The sequence below is a fragment of the Arenimonas sp. genome (assembly GCF_035312645.1).
In the GTDB taxonomy this organism is placed as follows: Bacteria; Pseudomonadota; Gammaproteobacteria; order Xanthomonadales; family Xanthomonadaceae; genus Arenimonas.
Genome location: NZ_DATGBO010000040.1, coordinates 14,396 through 30,777, shown reverse-complemented (window position 1 = coordinate 30,777; position 16,382 = coordinate 14,396). Strand labels below are relative to the sequence as shown.

18 protein-coding genes are annotated in these 16,382 nt (G+C 63.0%); 12 read left to right on the top strand and 6 right to left on the bottom strand.

Going from position 1 to position 16,382, the window contains the following annotated elements:
• Together VKM35_RS03285 and VKM35_RS03280 are read left to right on the top strand one after the other, a co-directional pair.
• Positions 1-797, top strand: a 797-nt coding sequence (locus VKM35_RS03285) for a metal ABC transporter permease (protein WP_324318319.1), incomplete at its 5' end; no start/stop codon positions are given.
• A gap of 148 nt (positions 798-945) precedes the next feature.
• On the top strand, positions 946-1,569 hold the full coding sequence (locus tag VKM35_RS03280) for a response regulator (RefSeq protein WP_324318317.1): 624 nt from the start codon (positions 946-948) through the stop codon (positions 1,567-1,569).
• Positions 1,570-1,682: 113 nt separating this feature from the next.
• Here the strand turns inward: VKM35_RS03280 and VKM35_RS03275 are convergent, their stop codons facing one another.
• Positions 1,683-2,441: a hypothetical protein gene (locus tag VKM35_RS03275; protein ID WP_324318315.1), complete on the bottom strand. Its 759-nt coding sequence runs from the start codon at positions 2,439-2,441 to the stop codon at positions 1,683-1,685.
• A gap of 115 nt (positions 2,442-2,556) precedes the next feature.
• Between VKM35_RS03275 and VKM35_RS03270 the strand changes: the two genes are divergently transcribed.
• From VKM35_RS03270 to msrA, 7 genes are all read left to right on the top strand, one after another.
• Positions 2,557-2,871, top strand: coding sequence for a YkgJ family cysteine cluster protein (locus VKM35_RS03270; protein ID WP_324318313.1), 315 nt, complete (start codon positions 2,557-2,559; stop codon positions 2,869-2,871).
• 108 nt (positions 2,872-2,979) lie between these two features.
• A complete protein-coding gene (locus tag VKM35_RS03265; RefSeq protein ID WP_324318311.1) occupies positions 2,980-5,166 on the top strand; it encodes a M1 family metallopeptidase in 2,187 nt (728 codons plus the stop codon).
• Positions 5,163-6,035, top strand: a complete 873-nt coding sequence (locus VKM35_RS03260; RefSeq protein ID WP_324318309.1) for a hypothetical protein — start codon at positions 5,163-5,165, stop codon at positions 6,033-6,035. Before VKM35_RS03265 ends, VKM35_RS03260 begins: the two co-directional genes overlap by 4 nt.
• 156 nt (positions 6,036-6,191) lie before the next feature.
• On the top strand, positions 6,192-7,181 hold the full coding sequence (locus tag VKM35_RS03255) for a serine/threonine protein kinase (protein ID WP_324318307.1): 990 nt from the start codon (positions 6,192-6,194) through the stop codon (positions 7,179-7,181).
• 42 nt (positions 7,182-7,223) lie between these two features.
• A complete protein-coding gene (locus VKM35_RS03250) occupies positions 7,224-7,658 on the top strand; it encodes a VOC family protein (RefSeq protein WP_324318305.1) in 435 nt (144 codons plus the stop codon).
• 225 nt (positions 7,659-7,883) lie between these two features.
• Complete coding sequence (gene msrB / locus VKM35_RS03245; RefSeq protein ID WP_324318303.1) at positions 7,884-8,492, top strand: peptide-methionine (R)-S-oxide reductase MsrB; 609 nt, start codon at positions 7,884-7,886, stop codon at positions 8,490-8,492.
• A gap of 40 nt (positions 8,493-8,532) precedes the next feature.
• Positions 8,533-9,213 carry a peptide-methionine (S)-S-oxide reductase MsrA gene (gene msrA / locus VKM35_RS03240; RefSeq protein WP_324318301.1) on the top strand — a complete coding sequence of 227 codons (681 nt, stop codon included), beginning with the start codon at positions 8,533-8,535 and terminating at the stop codon, positions 9,211-9,213.
• Positions 9,214-9,300: 87 nt separating this feature from the next.
• Here the strand turns inward: msrA and VKM35_RS03235 are convergent, their stop codons facing one another.
• The 4 genes from VKM35_RS03235 to VKM35_RS03220 form a co-directional block, all read right to left on the bottom strand.
• Positions 9,301-9,669: a VOC family protein gene (locus VKM35_RS03235; protein ID WP_324318299.1), complete on the bottom strand. Its 369-nt coding sequence runs from the start codon at positions 9,667-9,669 to the stop codon at positions 9,301-9,303.
• A gap of 107 nt (positions 9,670-9,776) precedes the next feature.
• Entirely contained in the window at positions 9,777-10,796 is a 1,020-nt protein-coding gene (locus VKM35_RS03230) for a fatty acid desaturase (RefSeq protein ID WP_324318297.1), read from the bottom strand.
• Positions 10,797-11,007: 211 nt separating this feature from the next.
• Positions 11,008-11,622, bottom strand: coding sequence for a cupin domain-containing protein (locus VKM35_RS03225; protein WP_324318295.1), 615 nt, complete (start codon positions 11,620-11,622; stop codon positions 11,008-11,010).
• Positions 11,619-12,530: a DMT family transporter gene (locus VKM35_RS03220; protein WP_324318293.1), complete on the bottom strand. Its 912-nt coding sequence runs from the start codon at positions 12,528-12,530 to the stop codon at positions 11,619-11,621. The genes VKM35_RS03225 and VKM35_RS03220 overlap by 4 nt, the downstream gene beginning before the upstream one ends.
• A gap of 105 nt (positions 12,531-12,635) precedes the next feature.
• Here VKM35_RS03220 and VKM35_RS03215 point away from each other — a divergent pair, with 105 nt between their 5' ends.
• Both VKM35_RS03215 and VKM35_RS03210 read left to right on the top strand, forming a co-directional pair.
• Positions 12,636-13,526 carry a LysR substrate-binding domain-containing protein gene (locus VKM35_RS03215; RefSeq protein ID WP_324318291.1) on the top strand — a complete coding sequence of 297 codons (891 nt, stop codon included), beginning with the start codon at positions 12,636-12,638 and terminating at the stop codon, positions 13,524-13,526.
• A gap of 161 nt (positions 13,527-13,687) precedes the next feature.
• Positions 13,688-14,083 carry a DoxX family protein gene (locus tag VKM35_RS03210; protein ID WP_324318289.1) on the top strand — a complete coding sequence of 132 codons (396 nt, stop codon included), beginning with the start codon at positions 13,688-13,690 and terminating at the stop codon, positions 14,081-14,083.
• 78 nt (positions 14,084-14,161) lie between these two features.
• On the opposite strand, the gene VKM35_RS03205 is transcribed toward VKM35_RS03210, so the two are convergent.
• Complete coding sequence (locus VKM35_RS03205; protein ID WP_324318287.1) at positions 14,162-15,370, bottom strand: glycerophosphodiester phosphodiesterase family protein; 1,209 nt, start codon at positions 15,368-15,370, stop codon at positions 14,162-14,164.
• Here VKM35_RS03205 and VKM35_RS03200 point away from each other — a divergent pair.
• Positions 15,293-16,375, top strand: coding sequence for a toll/interleukin-1 receptor domain-containing protein (locus tag VKM35_RS03200; protein ID WP_324318285.1), 1,083 nt, complete (start codon positions 15,293-15,295; stop codon positions 16,373-16,375). The two genes, VKM35_RS03205 and VKM35_RS03200, sit on opposite strands and share 78 nt — an antisense overlap.
• The last annotated feature ends 7 nt before the right edge of the window (positions 16,376-16,382 follow it).

Here is a 16,382-nt window from a genome sequence, read left to right as displayed (position 1 = left end):
TGGCCGGCCTGATCGTGTTGTCCACGCATGTGCCGTTGGGCAAGCAGGTGTTGTCGCGCGGCATCATCTTCATCGATCTCGCGATCGCCCAGATCGCCGCACTCGGCGTCATCCTGTCGCAGTTTCTCAATGTCGACGATTTCCTGGTGCAGCACCTCGGCACCGGCATGTCGGGTTACGGCGTGCAGATCGTCGCCGTGGCGGCAGCGCTCGCCGGTGCCGGCCTGCTCGCATGGACCGATCGGCGTTGGCCGGAATACCAGGAGCCGCTGATCGGAACCCTGTTCGTGCTGGCCGCTACCGGCAGCCTGCTGGTGGTGTCGCACAATCCGGAAGGCAGCGAACATCTGAAGAGCCTGTTGGCTGCGGACATCCTGTTCATCGAGTTCAAGCAGCTGATCCCGGCCGCACTGCTGTCGGTCTTGCTGCTCGTTTTCATGTGGATGCGACGCGACCGCTTGTACGGCCTCGTGTTCTATTCCCTGTTCGCGGTTGCGATCACCGTTTCGGTGCAACTGGTCGGCGTGTATCTGGTGTTCGCCAGCCTGATCGTGCCGGCGTTGGCCACGGCCGGAATGCGCGGCAAATCGCGCCTGATCACCGCCTATGCGATCGGTGCGTTCGGCTATGTGCTCGGCCTGTGCCTGTCGGCGATGTTCGATCTGCCCAGCGGCGCCCTGATCGTCTGGACGCTGGCTGCTGGCGGCCTGCTGGCGCAATTGCTGCCTATCGTGCGTCGCTCGCATCCGGCGCGGCCGGCGATCGCGCAGCGCGATGTCGTCGAGACCGAGGCCTGAAACAAGGCATTTCGATAACGACTGCAACGGCAGCGAACCTGTCGTTGCATGCTCCGAAGGCGACGCCAATGCGTCGCCTTCGTTGCCTCCGGCCTCACCCTGGGTGAAACTGTGCGCCACGCCGCACCCCGGGGAGGGGACGCTGACCATGGCCTTATTCGATTTCGTCAAACGCCTGATCGGCGGCAGCAACGAAGCGGCAAAGGCAAAACCCGCCCCCCTGCCCGTGCCGGTGCCGGTTCCCGATTCCGAAAGACCCAACGACAGCGAAGCACCCGCCGTCGTGTTGACTCCCGTCAGCAACATTGACGAGCGCCGGGTCAAATCCCGCGTCAACGCCCGCCCCGGCACCAGCGTGCTGATCATCGACGACTCCGCGACCATCGTCGCGCTGCTGCGCCGGATGATGAAACAGAACAGCTACGAAACCTTCGAAGCCGAGGATGCCGAAAGCGGCATCGAGCTGGCCCGCGAACATCGCCCCGGCCTGATCTTTCTCGACATCGTCCTGCCCGGCATGAACGGTTTCGAGGCGCTGCGCCGCCTGCGCCGCGATCCGCTGACCAAGGACATACCGATCATCATGATCAGCGGCAACGAGCAGGCCACCGAGCAGTTCTACGCGCACCGCATCGGCGCCGACGATTTCATGAAAAAACCCTTCGCGCGCGCGGAAGTGTTCGCGCGCATCGAGCGCCTGCTCGACGCCGACCTGATGCCGCGCCGTCCCAGCCTGCAGGCGCAGGATGCGGAGCCGGAAGCGCAGGGGTGAGTGGCGGGGTCGGGCAACGGCAGCCGCGATCACGGGAAGCGGCATGAGTCGCCAGTCACTTGGATTTAGGGATAGCGCTGCTGCTGATCACGCTATTTCACCGGAGAGCGTCTCTAGGTTTCCCTCCCATTGGCGACATGATCATCAACAAGTTCTCGATACGCGTTGAATGCAAACCTCAATTTTTCGGCCTCCGCGATAAGTGCCGGCAAAACATCACGGGTAAGTATGGGTGGAGAATCGCCTAGCCCGTAGCGCACCACGGAGCCTTTTGGAAAGCTGCGGACGATATTTGATATATGCCCGAAGTCCAGCCTTCGAGCATTTCGATGCTGGGCCTTGTTTCTATACTGGTCTGTTGCATCGCGAAAGACTTCTCCGTCGATGTCTCGCAGAGCTTTGATAAGAACCGCACCAGAAATCCAGTGCGTTGCAACTTCTGAAAGAACGCCAAGGGTGATTTGGTCATCCCCCTTAACAGATTCCCTAGAAATCAGCTTTCCCGCGATAGCTTTGACATAACAGAGCTGTGTCGCACAGAAAATTATTTTTGACTTGAATTTGTACGGAAAGTGGAGACACCAGTCCAATTGCAAATCAGTGAACTCGTATCTTATTTCAAGAGCCTCATCTTCCGAATAATCCTCGAGAATGCGTTCCCATAACTGAGCGCGCGTCAGCCAATAGGCATACTTATTAAAAGTATTTACGAGCTCGCGTGTGAAGTCAGACTCTTGCCAGTCGTAAACGAAGTCGGACTCGCCCTTTGTGTGCTCGTATTTCAAGAATCCAATCGGATGCGGCACACTTTCATTTGCAATTGCCTCTTGCAATTTGTGATACGCGCCAATCATGACTTCAGAAAAATTCATGCAAACCCTGACGTCCTAGTGGAATTCAAGCTGGCAAGGCCGGCATACCTAGAGCCACTGCTCCAGCTTACCCCCAGCAACACCCCGCCAACCCCCATCCGTGGGACACTGGCCCATGCACGCACCCGGTCCGGCCAGTGGCACCGAGGTTGTCGATTGCGACCATTGCCAGGCCGTGTGCTGCCGGCTGACCGTGGTGCTGATGCCCGAGGACGATGTCGCGGAACATCTGCGCGACCGCAACGAAAACGGCGTCGCGGTGCTGGCCAAGGGCGCCGACGGCTGGTGCCTGGCGCTGGATCGGCAAACCATGCGCTGCTCGATCTACGACACCCGCCCCGATACCTGCCGGCGCTTCGCCATGGCCGGGCCGTATTGCCGTTCCGAGCGCCAGCGCTGGCAGGAGATTTCGCTGCAGCTGCTGCCATGACCATGGGCACTGCCCGCCCGAGCGCTTCCTGCGATAGTGTCGGCCGCTTAACCACTGCAGGGGCCATGCATGAGACGCGATTTGGGCAACATCAAATGGATCGGGGCGATGGCGCTCCTGGTCATGGGCGCAGCGACGCAGGCCGATGTCCGGCCTTCCGCCAAGCCCGCCGCACTACCCGCCGCTGTTCCCATGATGGCAGGCAACGCCGACATCCCCTTCGCATCGCCGCACGCCGCTGCGGTATCCGAAGCCAGCGCCGCCAATGCCTGGGGCGGCCCGCGCACCGGCAATGAAGCCACGCTTTCCGACCGCGTCACCAATTACGACATCGACGCCACGCTCGATCCGGTCAAGCACACCGTCGAAGGCAAGCAGAAACTCACCTGGCGCAATCGCAGCGATCGCGAAGTGCGTTCGGTCTACCTGCACATGTACCTCAACGGCTTCTCCGGTCCAGGCAGCACTTTCTACACCGAGCAGCGCGAGCGCGGTTTCGGCTTCCGCAGCGACGTGCCGGTCAAGGACGGCGACTGGGGCCATATCGAACTCAAGAAAGTGATGCAGAACGGCGTCGCCGTGCGCTGGAGCTTCGTGCAGCCCGACGAAGGTCCGAAAACCGACGAAACCGTCGTCCGTTTCGACCTGCCGACGCCAGTCGCTGCCGGTGCCAGCACCACCATCGACATCGATTTCCATGACCAGCTGCCGCGCGTCGTCGCACGCACCGGCTACTTCGGCACCTTCCATCTGGTTGGCCAGTGGTTCCCGAAAATCGCCGTGCTGGAACTGCCCGGCGAACGCGGCGCCACCGAACCGCGCTGGAATGCGCACGAACTCCACGCACACAGCGAGTTCTATGCCGACTTCGGCAGCTATGACGTACGCCTGACAGCACCCAAGGATTACGTCATTGGCGCCACCGGTGAAGAACAGGGCGCGCCGGTCGAGAAAAACGGCATGGTCACGCACCGTTTCGTGCAGGGCGACGTGGTCGATTTCGCCTGGACCGCCGACAAGCGCACTGCGAAACCGCTGGTGGGCAACTGGACCAACCCGGGCAGCCCGAACGTCAAGATCACCGTGTTGTATCCGCCCGAATACGCTGCCAGCGCCGCGCCGGCACTGAAGGCGACGCAGGATTCGCTGACCTATTTCTCCAACACGCTCGGTCCGTATCCGTACAAGACCGTCACCGTGGTGATCCCGCCGCTCAATGCCGAAGAAGCCGGCGGCATGGAGTACCCGACGTTCTTCACCGCGGAAGGTTATTCCGAGGTCAAGCCGAACACGCTGAACCAGTACGAGCTCGACTTCGTCACCATCCATGAGTTCGGCCACGGTTATTTCATGGGCCTGCTCGCTTCGAACGAATTCGAAGAGCCGATGCTCGACGAGGGCCTCAACGAGTACTGGGACCAACGCATGCTGCGCGAGCGCGGCCAGGACATCCACCTGACCTCGTCGTTCCTGAGCAAGATCGGCATCGCGCCGGTCGTCAAGGTGTTCCAGTTTGAACGTCTCGGTGCCTCGATACGCGAGCCGGCAGATCCGGTCGGCTTCAACTCCTGGGATCGCCTGTCCAGCGGCAGCTACGGCAGCGTGTATTCGCGCACCGCAATCACGATGCGCGACCTCGAGCAGCACCTGGGCAAGGCCACCACCGAGCGCGCCTACAAGGAATACTACGCACGCTGGAAATTCCGCCATCCGAGCGTGGCCGACCTGCGCGAGACGATCGCGGAAGTGTCCGGCCAGCGCGCTCTGGTCGAAGCGTATTTCGCACAGCAGGTTTACGGCACGCGCAAGGTCGACGACCGCGTCAGCAGCCTGACCAGCGAAGAACAGCATCCGTTGCCGGGGACCTCGATGGTCAACGGCAAATGGGTGGAAGTGACCCAGGAACAGGCCGACAAGCTCACCGATGACCAGCGCACGGCCTGGAAAAAAGCCCATCCCAAGGCGAAGGACTTCGAAGGCCCGTTCCCCTACTTCACTTCGGTGATCGTGCGTCGCAACGGCGCCGCGGTGCCGCAGACGCTGGTGGTGAAATTCGCCGACGGCACGTCCGAGACGGTGAAGTGGAACGAGGATCGCGCCTGGGCGCGTTTCTCCTGGACCAAGCCGGCCAAGGCGGTCTCGGCGGAACTCGATCCGCAGGGAGACAACATGCTCGACTCCAACAAACTCAATGACAGCCGCACGCTCAAGGCGGACAAGTCGGCATCGCGCCGCTGGTCCAGCGACATCGCCGCGGTCTTTCAGACGATCTACTCTTTCCTGGTGACCCTATGAGCTACGACAACAAGCGACTCGGCCTTGGCGCGGTTTTCCGCGCCTTCGGTGCCGCCCTGCAATGGCGGCTGCTGCTGCTGTGGATCCTCGGCCTGCTGCTGCCCACGCTGATCGTGGCGCTGCCGTACTCGATGGCGCTCGGCGCGCAGCTGGATCTTTCCGTGCATGCCGGCGAACTCGCCCGCACCTTCAGCGCCGATGCTTTCAACGACCTCGCCGACGTGTTCAACAACAACGTCGCATTGAGTGGCGCGATGGCGGCCAGCATCCTGGTTACGCTGCTGCTCTCGCCGCTGCTTACCGGCATGACGCTCACCGCGATCCGTTCGCCGCGCACGCTGGGACTGAGTGAACTGGCGCAGGGCGGCATGGCCGAATACGGCCGCCTGTTCCGGATGATGCTTTGGTCGATCGTGCCATTCGGCATCGCGATCGCCCTGGGCAGCGTCGGTTTCTCGGCGGTTGCCGATCGCACGGAAAAAGCGATCACCACGGACGACGTCGCCACCATCGGCAATCTGGCGATGTTCGCGATGGCGGTGTTGTTCGTGTTCGCGCATGCCACGGTCGAGGCTGGACGCGCGCAGTTCGCGGCCGACGCCAACCTGCGTTCGGCGATCCGCGCCTGGTGGCGCGGCTTCAAGCTGGTGCTGCGCCGGCCATTCGCGACGCTGGGTTTCTATCTGGTCGTCACCGCGATCGGACTGGTCATCGCGGCCGTGCTCGGAATCTGGCGGATCAAGATGCCGCATGCCAGCGGCGGTGGTTTCCTGCTCGCCTTCGTGGTGACGCAGTTGATCGTCAGCGTCAACGCCTGGACCCGCAGTGCACGCCTGTATGCCCTGACCAGCGTGGTCAAGGCTTCCTGATCTGCCTGCAACGACGGGGCCGGCTTCTCGCAATGAGGGCCGGCCCCGTTTTCTTTTGCGGCGATTTTTATTTCGGCGACCGCCAAAACCGACGACACGTCCGGATCGCGCAGCGACAAACCGTTAGGATGGTGCCCCTGCCGTGACCGAGCATCCATGTCCGATCTGCCCGCCGCTCCGTTCGCCGGCCTCGATCCCGACCGCATCATCGCGGCGATAGAGAGCGTCGGCGTGATCTGCGATGGCCGCGTACTCGCGCTCAACAGTTACGAAAATCGTGTCTACCGCGTCGGCTGCGAAGACGCGCCGGCGCTGGTCGCCAAGTTCTATCGCCCCGACCGCTGGAGCGATGCCGCCATCATCGAAGAACACGAATTCGCCGCGCAACTGCGCGCTGCCGATCTGTCGGTGGTCGCGCCGCTCCGTATCCACGAACGAACGCTGCATGACGCTGACGGTTTTCGCTTCGCGCTGTTTCCGATGCAGGGCGGGCACGCGCCGGAGCCCGGCGATCGCGACACACTGCGCCAGATCGGCCGCACCTTGGGAAGAATGCACGCCGTCGGCGCCAGCGAAACCTTCGCGCATCGCACCACCCAGAGCATCGAGCTGCAGGCGATCGCGCCGGTGCGCTACCTGCTCGAGGCCGGCTGGTTGCCGCCATCGCTGGAAGCGAATTTCGAGGCGATCGCCAACCTGCTTATCGACGAGATCGAGGACGCCTGGGAGCGCGCCGGCAGCGTCGCGCTGCTGCGTCTGCACGGCGACTGCCATCCCGGCAACATTCTCTGGCGCGACGACGCCGCGCATTTCGTCGATCTCGACGACTGCCTCACCGGCCCGGCGATGCAGGATCTGTGGATGCTGATTTCCGGTGATCGCGAGGCGCAGCGCACACAGTTGGAATGGTTGTTGGAAGGTTACGAGATATTCCGCCCCTTCGATCGCCGCGAGCTGCACCTGATCGAAGCCTTGCGCGCGATGCGCCTGCTGCACTATCACGCGTGGATCGCGCGGCGCTGGCACGACCCGGCATTTCCGGCAGCATTCCCGTGGTTCGAATCGCCGCGGCACTGGGAAGGCGTGATCACGCAAGTGCAGGAGCAACTGGCTATCCTGCGCGAGCCACCGCTGAGTCTTTCCTGACACCGTAGAAAATCCGACGCCCGAAGAATCGAGGAGATCGCGATGACCACTGCCAAAAACACTGTCGCCACCATCATCCCCAGCCTGCATTACCGCGATGCGCCGGCGATGATCGAATGGCTGTGCCGCGCCTTCGGTTTCGAAAAACACGCGGTGTACGAAGACGGCAAGGGTGGCATCGCGCATGCGCAGCTGCGCTTCGGCAACGGCATGATCATGCTCAGTTCGGTCTCGGACACGCAGTGGGGACGACTCATGGTGCAGCCCGCCGACATCGGCGGCCGCGAAAGCCAGCTCGCCTGCGTGATCGTCGCGAACCCCGCCGCGCATTACGCGCAGGCCATCGCTGCCGGCGCGGAAATCATCGACGCACTCGCTGCCCGCGACTATGGCGGCAGCAGCTACGGCTGCCGCGATCCCGAGGGCCACATCTGGAACTTCGGCGACTACGATCCCTGGGTCGCCGACGCAGGCTGAGTGCCTCGCAGGGCATGCGCTGGCCGCGCAACTGAACCCCGCGCAACGCGACCGCCCGCCACGCCACGCTGCGCGCATCCTTTTGCCGGCCCTTGCCTCTTATGGCCAAGGATCGGCATTCGCCGGACCGGACAGGAATCGCGACCTGCCCTCATCGGGCCGCCCTGTCGTGACAAAACATTCAGGCCCGCACGCCTAGGCTCGGGCCAGCCAAGGAGATACCCCATGCGCGACCCGGATTCCCCCGCCAATATCCCGCCACCGGTGCGTGCGTTCACGCGCCGCAGCTTCATCGCCACCGCGACCATCGCCGTCGCCGGCATCGCCATCAGCGCCTGTCGCGCCGGCGAAGCGACCGCCGCGAAACCCATGGCCAACGCCGGCAGCGTGCTGCTGATCCGCTTTTCCGACAGCGGTAAGAAGCTGGGCAGCGAACAGGCGCTGAAAGTGGCCAAGAGCGAAGCCGAATGGCGAAAACAATTGTCGCCGAGCGCGTATTACGTCACCCGCGAAGCCGGCACCGAGCGCGCGTTCACCGGCGAATACTGGAACCTGCACGATCGCGGCGTCTATCGCTGCATCTGCTGCGACACCGCGCTGTTCGATTCCGCGACCAAGTTCGACTCCGGCACCGGCTGGCCGAGTTTCTGGCAGCCGATCGCCAAGGAAAACATCGTCGCCACCAGCGACTATCTGATCGGCATGGAACGCACGGCGATTTCCTGCCGTCGCTGCGATGCGCACCTTGGTCACGTCTTCGACGATGGTCCGCCGCCGACCGGTCTGCGCTATTGCATGAATTCCGTCGCCCTGCGCTTCGCGCACGCCAACTAACCGCCAGGATCGCATCACCATGAATCATCGGAGCAAGACCATGACCACGAAAACCCCGTCGCCACTGAAAACCACCCTCACTCTGCTGATCGTCTCGGCGCTAGCGGCCTGCGGTTTCGCCAGCGCCGGCGAAGGTATCGCACTGCCGAATCCGAAACTCGATGCGCCATTGGCCGCCAGCAAGGGAGAACAGACCGCGGTATTCGCCGGTGGTTGCTTCTGGGGTATCGAAGCTGTGTTCGAACACGTCAAGGGCGTGAAACAGGCGTCGTCGGGATACGCCGGTGGCAATGCTGTCAGCCCCGACTACGAAACAGTGAGCGAAGGCAGCAGTGGCCACGCGGAATCGGTGAAGGTGCAGTTCGATCCGGCAAAGATCAGCTACGGACAACTGCTCAAGGTGTATTTCTCGGTCGCGCACGATCCGACCCAGCTCAATCGCCAGGGCCCCGACACCGGCACGCAATACCGCTCGGCGATCTTCTATGGCAACGAGGAACAAAAACGCATCGCCAACGCCTACATCGCGCAGCTGACGACGGCGAAATCATTCAAGGCACCGATCGTCACCCAGGTCACGCCGCTGAAAGCCTTCTACCCTGCCGAGGCCTACCACCAGGACTACGCGCGCCTGCATCCGGACAACCCGTACATCGTCTACAACGATGCCCCGAAAGTCGCGCACCTCAAGCAGCTGCTTCCGGAGCTTTACAAGCCGTAGGAGCGGGCACGTGGGAGCGGGCATGACCGCGATTTCTTCAAGCCGCGACGAGAATCGTCGCGGTCATGACCCTTCCAGCAAGACGCATCAAATCATGCAAAAGGCATTGAGCTTGTTGCCATCGAGATCACGGAAATAGCCGGCATAAAAACTGTCGCCGCGTGGGCCGGCCGGACCTTCGTCGGTGCCGCCGAGTTCCAGCGCCTTCTTGTAGAGGCGGTCGACTTTCTCCGGCTTGTCGACCACCAGCGCGACCATCACGCCATTGCCGATCGTCGCGGCTTTGCCGTCGTGCGGCTTGATGATGCCCAGGCTGGGCTGCGTGGGCGAAACCGCCCAGGCGATGAACTGGTCCGATTCCATGAAACGGCTCGCGCCGATTTCCGCGAGCAGCGCATCGTAGAACTTGGCCGCGCGATCGAAATCGTTGGTGCCCAGCGTCACATATCCGATCATCGTTTTTCTCCGGTGTTTGCCATCATCGACTTCGCAAAGGCCGTCAGGAGCGCAACTTCCTCAGATTGCATCGCGGGATGGTCGCAGCCAGGACCGTTCCTGCGGAATCATGCCCGCGCGCGCTTCGGAAAACCGACCATGCGCTGCAGTTCTTCATCCCACAATTTCAATCGTGCGCATTGCAGGCTCGTCCACAAGGTCAGGCGCGGCGCGGCCTGCAGCAATGGGCTGGATTCGAACGCCTCGCGCAGGCGGTAATTCGGAATGCGGCTGGCGAGGTGATGGATGTGGTGGTAGCCGATGTTGCCGGTGAACCAGTGGATCACCCGCGGCAGGTCGTAATAGGAACTGCCGGCAATCGCTGCCTGGTTGGAATCCCAATCTTCCTTGCGCGTCCAATAGGTCTGCTCGAAGGTGTGCTGGACGTAGAACAGCCAGACGCCAAGCGCACCGGCGATCAGGATGATCGGCAGGTGCACCAGCAACACGACGTGCCAGCCGATCGCGAAACCCAGCGCGCCGCCGACCAGCAGCAGCATCACGTTGTTGATCAACACGCTCGCCCATTCCTTCTTCCAGGAGAACGGCAGGTCGAACGGGAAACGATGCTTGATCACGAACTGCCAGATCGGGCCGATGCCCAGCAGCACCGGCGTGCTGCGATAGAAGCGGTAGCTCAGGCGACCGAACCACGAACGCGCCTGGTATTCGGCGACCGTCAACGTTTCGACATCGCCGAGCTCGCGACGATCGAGATTGCCGGAGGTGCCGTGATGGATCGCGTGGGTTTTTTTCCAGTAGCCGAACGGGAACAGCGTGATCAGGCCGAGACAGGCGCCGACGGCATTGTTGGCGCGGGCGCTGGCGAAATACGAACCATGGCCGCAGTCATGCTGGATGATGAAAATGCGCACGTACAAACCGGCGGTCGGCAAAGCCAGCAGCAGGGTCCAGAGATAATTCCAGTTCGAGTGCAGGCTCCAGGCCATCAGTGCCCAGAGTGCAAGAAACGGCGGCAGGGTGTTGATGACTTGCCAGATCGCGCGGCCGAGATGCGGCTTGGCGAAACCTGCACACAATTGCCGAAGATTGACGGAGGCGGACGAGGGTTTGGCGACAGGGTTCAATGCACGACTCCGGCAGGGAAACTCATTCTCCGGCGCCGGCCACGCATTAGCAAATTCAAGCGCTTGTTTTGTCGCAAATCCTCAATGTTGATGAGCGCCCGGCTGTCGGCTGGCGGTTTCGTTAGCGCCCCTCGCAGACCATCGCCTTCGTCAATCGCCTCGGGTGCGCAGAATTCACCGCGATACCCGCGGTGATCCGATGCGCATCACGTCACGGTTCGAGGTTCAGTCCGAGCAAGCGCACGCCTTTCTCGCTGCGTGGTTGATGGCTGCTGCCGGGCGGAAACAGCACGTGCGTGCCGGCCCCGAAGCGCTGCTCGCCCTCGATGATCTCGCCGCTGAGCACGTAGTACTGCTCACCGTGCGGATGCGTATCGACATGCGGCCATTGCTGGCCCGGCGCGATATCGACAATCCAGACGCGCACGCCGTCGTTGCTGGGCAAATCGCGCCGCGTCGCGCCGGGGCCGACGTCTACAACCGCGGCAACATCCACGGACAACGCCGACATTGGCGGGCACGCTTCGTCGCTCTTGCCGCTTTCGGCCATCGTCAACAGAGGCGCCGGAGTTTTCGCAACAACGCGTTTGTGCGCCTCGACGATGATTTTCTTGTTGCGGAAACGCACACTGCGCACCATCAGCAGGCGCAGGTCACGAACGAGGTAATCGGCGAGCTCGCGGTCGTCGATGTCGTCGCCGTCGATATCGAGGCGGAAATCACGCCCTTCAAGACTGCCGCCGTTGCTGAACTCGATTTCGAAATCGAACTGCACGCGATGATCCACGGCGATCATCGCCACACCGGAATTTGCGGCTGCGTTCACCGCGCGCCGCTCGCAGCCGCGCGCTGGCTCAGCGCCACGCTGCCGAGAATCAGTGCGCCGGCGATCAGCATCGGCAGCGTCAGCGGCTCACCAAGCAGCAGCCAGGCCCAGGCCACCGCGAACAGGGGCACGAGATAGGTGACTGTCACGGCGCGGCCGGCACCGACGCGTTGGATCAGGCGGTAGTACAACGCATAGGCAATACCGGTGCAGAACACGCCGAGCATTCCGGCGGCGAACCATGAGCGCGGCGGAATCGTCTGCGTCGGCCAATAGGCGATCGCGAACGGCGCGACGACGAGGGCCGAGCACAGCAGTGTCGCCGCCGCGACGGCGGCCGGCGGCAACCCGGTCAAATGTTTTTTCACCAGGTTGGCGCCGATGCCGTAAAGAAATGCCGCCGTCGTGCCTGCGGCAACCGCGCCGCCGACACTCGCACCGGCGGTCTTGCTGCTGGCCAGAACCACCACGCCGGCGAAGCCCGCGAACAAGGCGACGGTACGACGCAGCCCAATCTTTTCGCCATAGAAAAGAAAGGCGACCAGGGCTGTGAACAATACCGCCATCGAATTGGTGATCGCGCCAATGCCTGCAGGCGCGCGCTGCGCCGACCAGGCGAAGAGCGCGAACGGCACCGCTGAATTGATCGCACCGATGATCGCGAGTTTCAGCCAGAGCGCGCCGGTGAATTTCGCACGTTCGCGCCACAGGAACGGCAGCAGGATCAGCGAGCCCAGTCCGAGCCGGATCTCGACCAGGGCCAGCGCGCCGAAATCCTTGGCGGCGATGCGCATGAACAGGAAGGACGCGCCCCAGATCGCAGCAAGTACGCCGAGTTCGATCGGGGTCAGCCAGGCGCGGTCACCGGCAAGCGGGATATTAGCGAGGTCAACGGTCGGGTTCTTCATCTTGGCGCAAGCTCTATTCGTGGCTGACTGCCATTGTCCTCGCCGGCAATCGGCCAACAAGCGCATACTTTCGCTGCCAGACACAAATCATATTTGAGGCTCGATATGGCCCTGCGCGCAGACCTGTTACCGGCATTGGCGGCGTTCGAATCGGCGGCTCGCCACCAGAACTTCGCCCATGCCGCCGAAGAGCTTCACCTCACCGCCAGCGCAGTCAGCCATCACGTGCGCCGGCTGGAATCGCGGCTGGGCGTGAGCCTGTTCCAGCGTCATGCCCGTGGCGTCTCGCTGACTTTCGAAGGCCGGCAGCTCGCCGATTCCGCGAGTAGCGCCATGGCCGATCTCGATGGTGTCGTGCGCGCGCTGCGCATCGCCAAGGACGAGACCGATCGCGTCCGCCTCACTACCCTGCATTCGCTCTCCTACACCTGGCTGATCCCGCGCCTGCCGGGATTCGCGGCTGCGCATCCGAAAATCCGCCTCACCATCGATACCGAAATCGGGCTCTCGCGTTTCGACGAAGGCGGCCATGACCTCGGCATCCGCCACGGACCCGGCCACTGGCCCGGCTTGACCGCGCATCTGCTGATGGCCGATGCCTTGTTTCCCGTCGCCGCACCGACCCTGCCCGGCCTCGCGAAGATCCGCAGCGCCGCCGATGTCGCGAAGTTGCCGTTGATTTCCGACAACGCCCGCCAGGGCTGGCACGACTGGCTGCGCGCTGCCGACGTGCATGGCGCGAAAATCAACGAGCGCTATAACTTCAGCGACACCACCGATGCGCTCAATGCCGCGGCGTTCGGACTTGGCGCTGCACTCGCGCGCGAACGCATCGTCGCGCCCTACCTCGCCAGCGGTCGCCTGGTGCGCCTGCCCGGGCCGACCATGCCGGCACGCTGGGGCTATTCGATCGTCTATCCAGCGCATCGCCGACTGCGACCGGCAGCCCAGGCCTTCGCCGATTGGTTGCTGGAAGAAACCCGCGACGAGCGTTGAACTGACGGTGTCCTTGTTGTTTCCGCAAGACCCATTGAGAAGCCAAGTCACTGGATGCCCGGCTTCGCCGTTGAGAAGCGCTTCCCGCCTTCGCGGGGAAGACAAAATCCCATAAGCTCTTTCCGCTCACCACTCACCACTCACTTCCTCCCGAGAACCCCATGGCCCAGAACTCCCAACAAGACGCCGGCAAACTCATCCTGCGCATCGCGCTAGGCGCGCTGATCCTGCTGCACGGCATTGCCAAGATCAAAGGTGGCGTCGGCGGCATCGAACACATGCTGCAGGCGCATGGCCTGCCGCCGCAGTTGGCCTGGGGCGCGCTGATTGGCGAAGTGCTTGGGCCGGTGTTGTTGATCGCCGGTTTTTATGCGCGCGCCGGTGCCGCGCTGATCGCCGTCAACATGGCGATGGCGTTCTTCCTCGCGCACATGGGCCAGCTCACCGGTCTCAACGAACAAGGCGGCTGGGCGCTGGAATTGCAGGGCATGTTCCTGCTCACCGCGATCGCCCTGAGCTTGCTCGGACCGGGAAAATACAGCGTCAACGGACGTTGATGCCAGCGATCGGAAGCGTTGGTCGGCGTCATCACCACGCTTCGGTCCCGTCATCCCGGCGTTCGCCAGGATGACGATTCACGAATCGGCCAGCCCTCCTCGCACTGAAATTCCCGTCGCCGGAAAATCGCAGAACAATCCGTCCACGCCCAATCGCATCGCCGCCGCCATTTCCGAATGGATATCGGCGTGTCCTTCGCCAACGGCATCATCGCGAAACGTCCACGCATCCACGCACAATCCGGCGGCGTGCGCGGCAGCCACGAGTCCGGAATCGTCACCGTCGCGATAAAGAAGCCGCTTGTGCACGCCCAGGCGCTGCAGCCAGTCACCATGCATCGCAATGGCTGCGGACCAATCGGCATCCGCGTCGAGCAGCAGCGCACAGGGCAAACCGGTTTCGCGATGGATACGCCGCAGCGCCTCCACCTCGAAGCATTGCACCCTGACTTCAACAACTTCCGACAGCGGCGCCACACTGGCGATGAAGGCGGGCACCGGATCGACGCCGCGCGCCGCAAGCTGCGTCGGATGCTTGATCTCGGGATAAAGAACGACATCGCAGCCGCGTTCTTGCGCAGCACCTGCAGCCCAATCGAGGATCGCCGACCAGCGCGGCAGGGAAAATTTTCCATCGTTGTCGCGCGCACGCCCCGGAAACGGTTGCGTCGCTCGCAGCCTGTCCAGTTCGATCGCGAGAAAATCATCCGCACGCCAATCACCATCGCGCCGACGCTGCTCGAACTCCGCATGCATTGCGATATCCGTGCTGCGCGCCAGCGCCGGCTCATGTCGCGCAAACAGGATGCCATCGCCACTTGGAACCAGATCCGGTTCGATCACATCGGCGCCCTGCGTCAGGGCCAATGCATAACCCTGCAATGTATGTTCCGGACGCAAGCCACTGGCGCCGCGGTGAGCGATGATGCAGGGCGGTTTTCGATCAAGCGTTCGCCAATTCATTCGAGCCTCGTGAGTAACGATGTGCCGGAATCGTATAGCCGCGGGCGACGATCGGACTGCCGCGGGAACCATCATAGAGCCGACAGCAATTCGCCGCGCCGCAACGATTGCATCACGCCCGGATGGATCTCGCGGCTGCGAATCGCCAGGCAACACGCTCATGATCGCCCCATGACGCGGGCTTGCCGGCCCCGCGCGGGCTGCTGCTAGACTGCCCCCTACCCTCCTGACCGGCCGAGGCGGACGATGCCCGATATCTTCGTCAGTTATGCCAGCGCCGACCGCGATATCGCGTTCCGCATCGTCGGATTTCTCGAAGGGCAAGGCATCAGCTGCTGGGTGGCGCCGCGCGACGTGTCGCCGGGCGTGGAATACGGCCAGGCGATCATCGATGCGATCGAACAAGCGCGCGCGCTGGTGCTGGTGCTCTCGGACCAGTCCAACGATTCGCAATTCGTGCGCAAGGAAGTCGAACGCGCGGTCAGCAAGACCAAACCGGTGCTACCGGTACGCATCCGCGAAGTGAATCCCTCCGGCGCGCTGGAGTTCTATATTTCCTCGGCGCAGTGGGTCGATGCCTGGAAATCGCCGATGGAGCAGCACCTGATGCCGCTGGTCGCGGCGATCAAGGCGATGTCGGTGCCGGGCGCGGCACCGGTGCGGTCGTCGATTCCGGCGCCGATGCCGATACCCACACCTGCGCGTTCGCATTCGCCGGTATTGCTCGGCCTGTTGGCCGTGGCAGCGATTGCCCTGGCGATCGCGGGAACATGGATCTACAGCCAACGTCCCGCCGCGACCAACATCGCAACGACGGTTCCGGCGGCAAATGCACCGGCTCCGGCATCGACTGTGAGCGCGCCTGCGCCCGTGAACGCCGCCGTCGCAGCACCCGCCGTCACAACACCGGTTGCTGCCGTCGCCACAAACACACCCGCGCCTGTCGCCGCACCTGCGCCTGCGGTTGCACCTGCCGTCGCTGCGCCCGTCGCGCCGGTCGCGCACACACCAAAACGCAACAGCATCGACTTCCTGCTCGGCTTCTGGTGCCAGCCGTACAACGGCATGACCATCCGCTACGAAATCATCCGCACCGGCCCCGATACCGTCCTCACGCGCGTCAATCATCCGCAGGCGGAAAACTGGGATGTCGCCTCGCGCGCGGTCGCGACCGGCGGTGGTTTCGATTTTCTGCCAACCGCCGACGACGCCGATCAGAGCGACAGTTTTCACCTGGACATCGTCGACGACAAGATGATGAAACTCACCCGCGTGAAAGGCGAAGTGCAGGATGGTTCGATCATCCGCATCCGCTGCGCCGCGCAGTAAGCCGGGC

Bases quoted from the DNA above. Each gene is read 5' to 3' on its own strand.
- VKM35_RS03280 (WP_324318317.1), top strand. From the start codon at position 946: ATGGCCTTATTCGATTTCGTCAAACGCCTGATCGGCGGCAGCAACGAA.
- VKM35_RS03275 (WP_324318315.1), bottom strand. From the start codon at position 2,441: ATGAATTTTTCTGAAGTCATGATTGGCGCGTATCACAAATTGCAAGAG.
- VKM35_RS03270 (WP_324318313.1), top strand. From the start codon at position 2,557: ATGCACGCACCCGGTCCGGCCAGTGGCACCGAGGTTGTCGATTGCGAC.
- VKM35_RS03265 (WP_324318311.1), top strand. From the start codon at position 2,980: ATGGCGCTCCTGGTCATGGGCGCAGCGACGCAGGCCGATGTCCGGCCT.
- VKM35_RS03260 (WP_324318309.1), top strand. From the start codon at position 5,163: ATGAGCTACGACAACAAGCGACTCGGCCTTGGCGCGGTTTTCCGCGCC.
- VKM35_RS03255 (WP_324318307.1), top strand. From the start codon at position 6,192: ATGTCCGATCTGCCCGCCGCTCCGTTCGCCGGCCTCGATCCCGACCGC.
- VKM35_RS03250 (WP_324318305.1), top strand. From the start codon at position 7,224: ATGACCACTGCCAAAAACACTGTCGCCACCATCATCCCCAGCCTGCAT.
- msrB (WP_324318303.1), top strand. From the start codon at position 7,884: ATGCGCGACCCGGATTCCCCCGCCAATATCCCGCCACCGGTGCGTGCG.
- msrA (WP_324318301.1), top strand. From the start codon at position 8,533: ATGACCACGAAAACCCCGTCGCCACTGAAAACCACCCTCACTCTGCTG.
- VKM35_RS03235 (WP_324318299.1), bottom strand. From the start codon at position 9,669: ATGATCGGATATGTGACGCTGGGCACCAACGATTTCGATCGCGCGGCC.
- VKM35_RS03220 (WP_324318293.1), bottom strand. From the start codon at position 12,530: ATGAAGAACCCGACCGTTGACCTCGCTAATATCCCGCTTGCCGGTGAC.
- VKM35_RS03215 (WP_324318291.1), top strand. From the start codon at position 12,636: ATGGCCCTGCGCGCAGACCTGTTACCGGCATTGGCGGCGTTCGAATCG.
- VKM35_RS03210 (WP_324318289.1), top strand. From the start codon at position 13,688: ATGGCCCAGAACTCCCAACAAGACGCCGGCAAACTCATCCTGCGCATC.
- VKM35_RS03200 (WP_324318285.1), top strand. From the start codon at position 15,293: ATGCCCGATATCTTCGTCAGTTATGCCAGCGCCGACCGCGATATCGCG.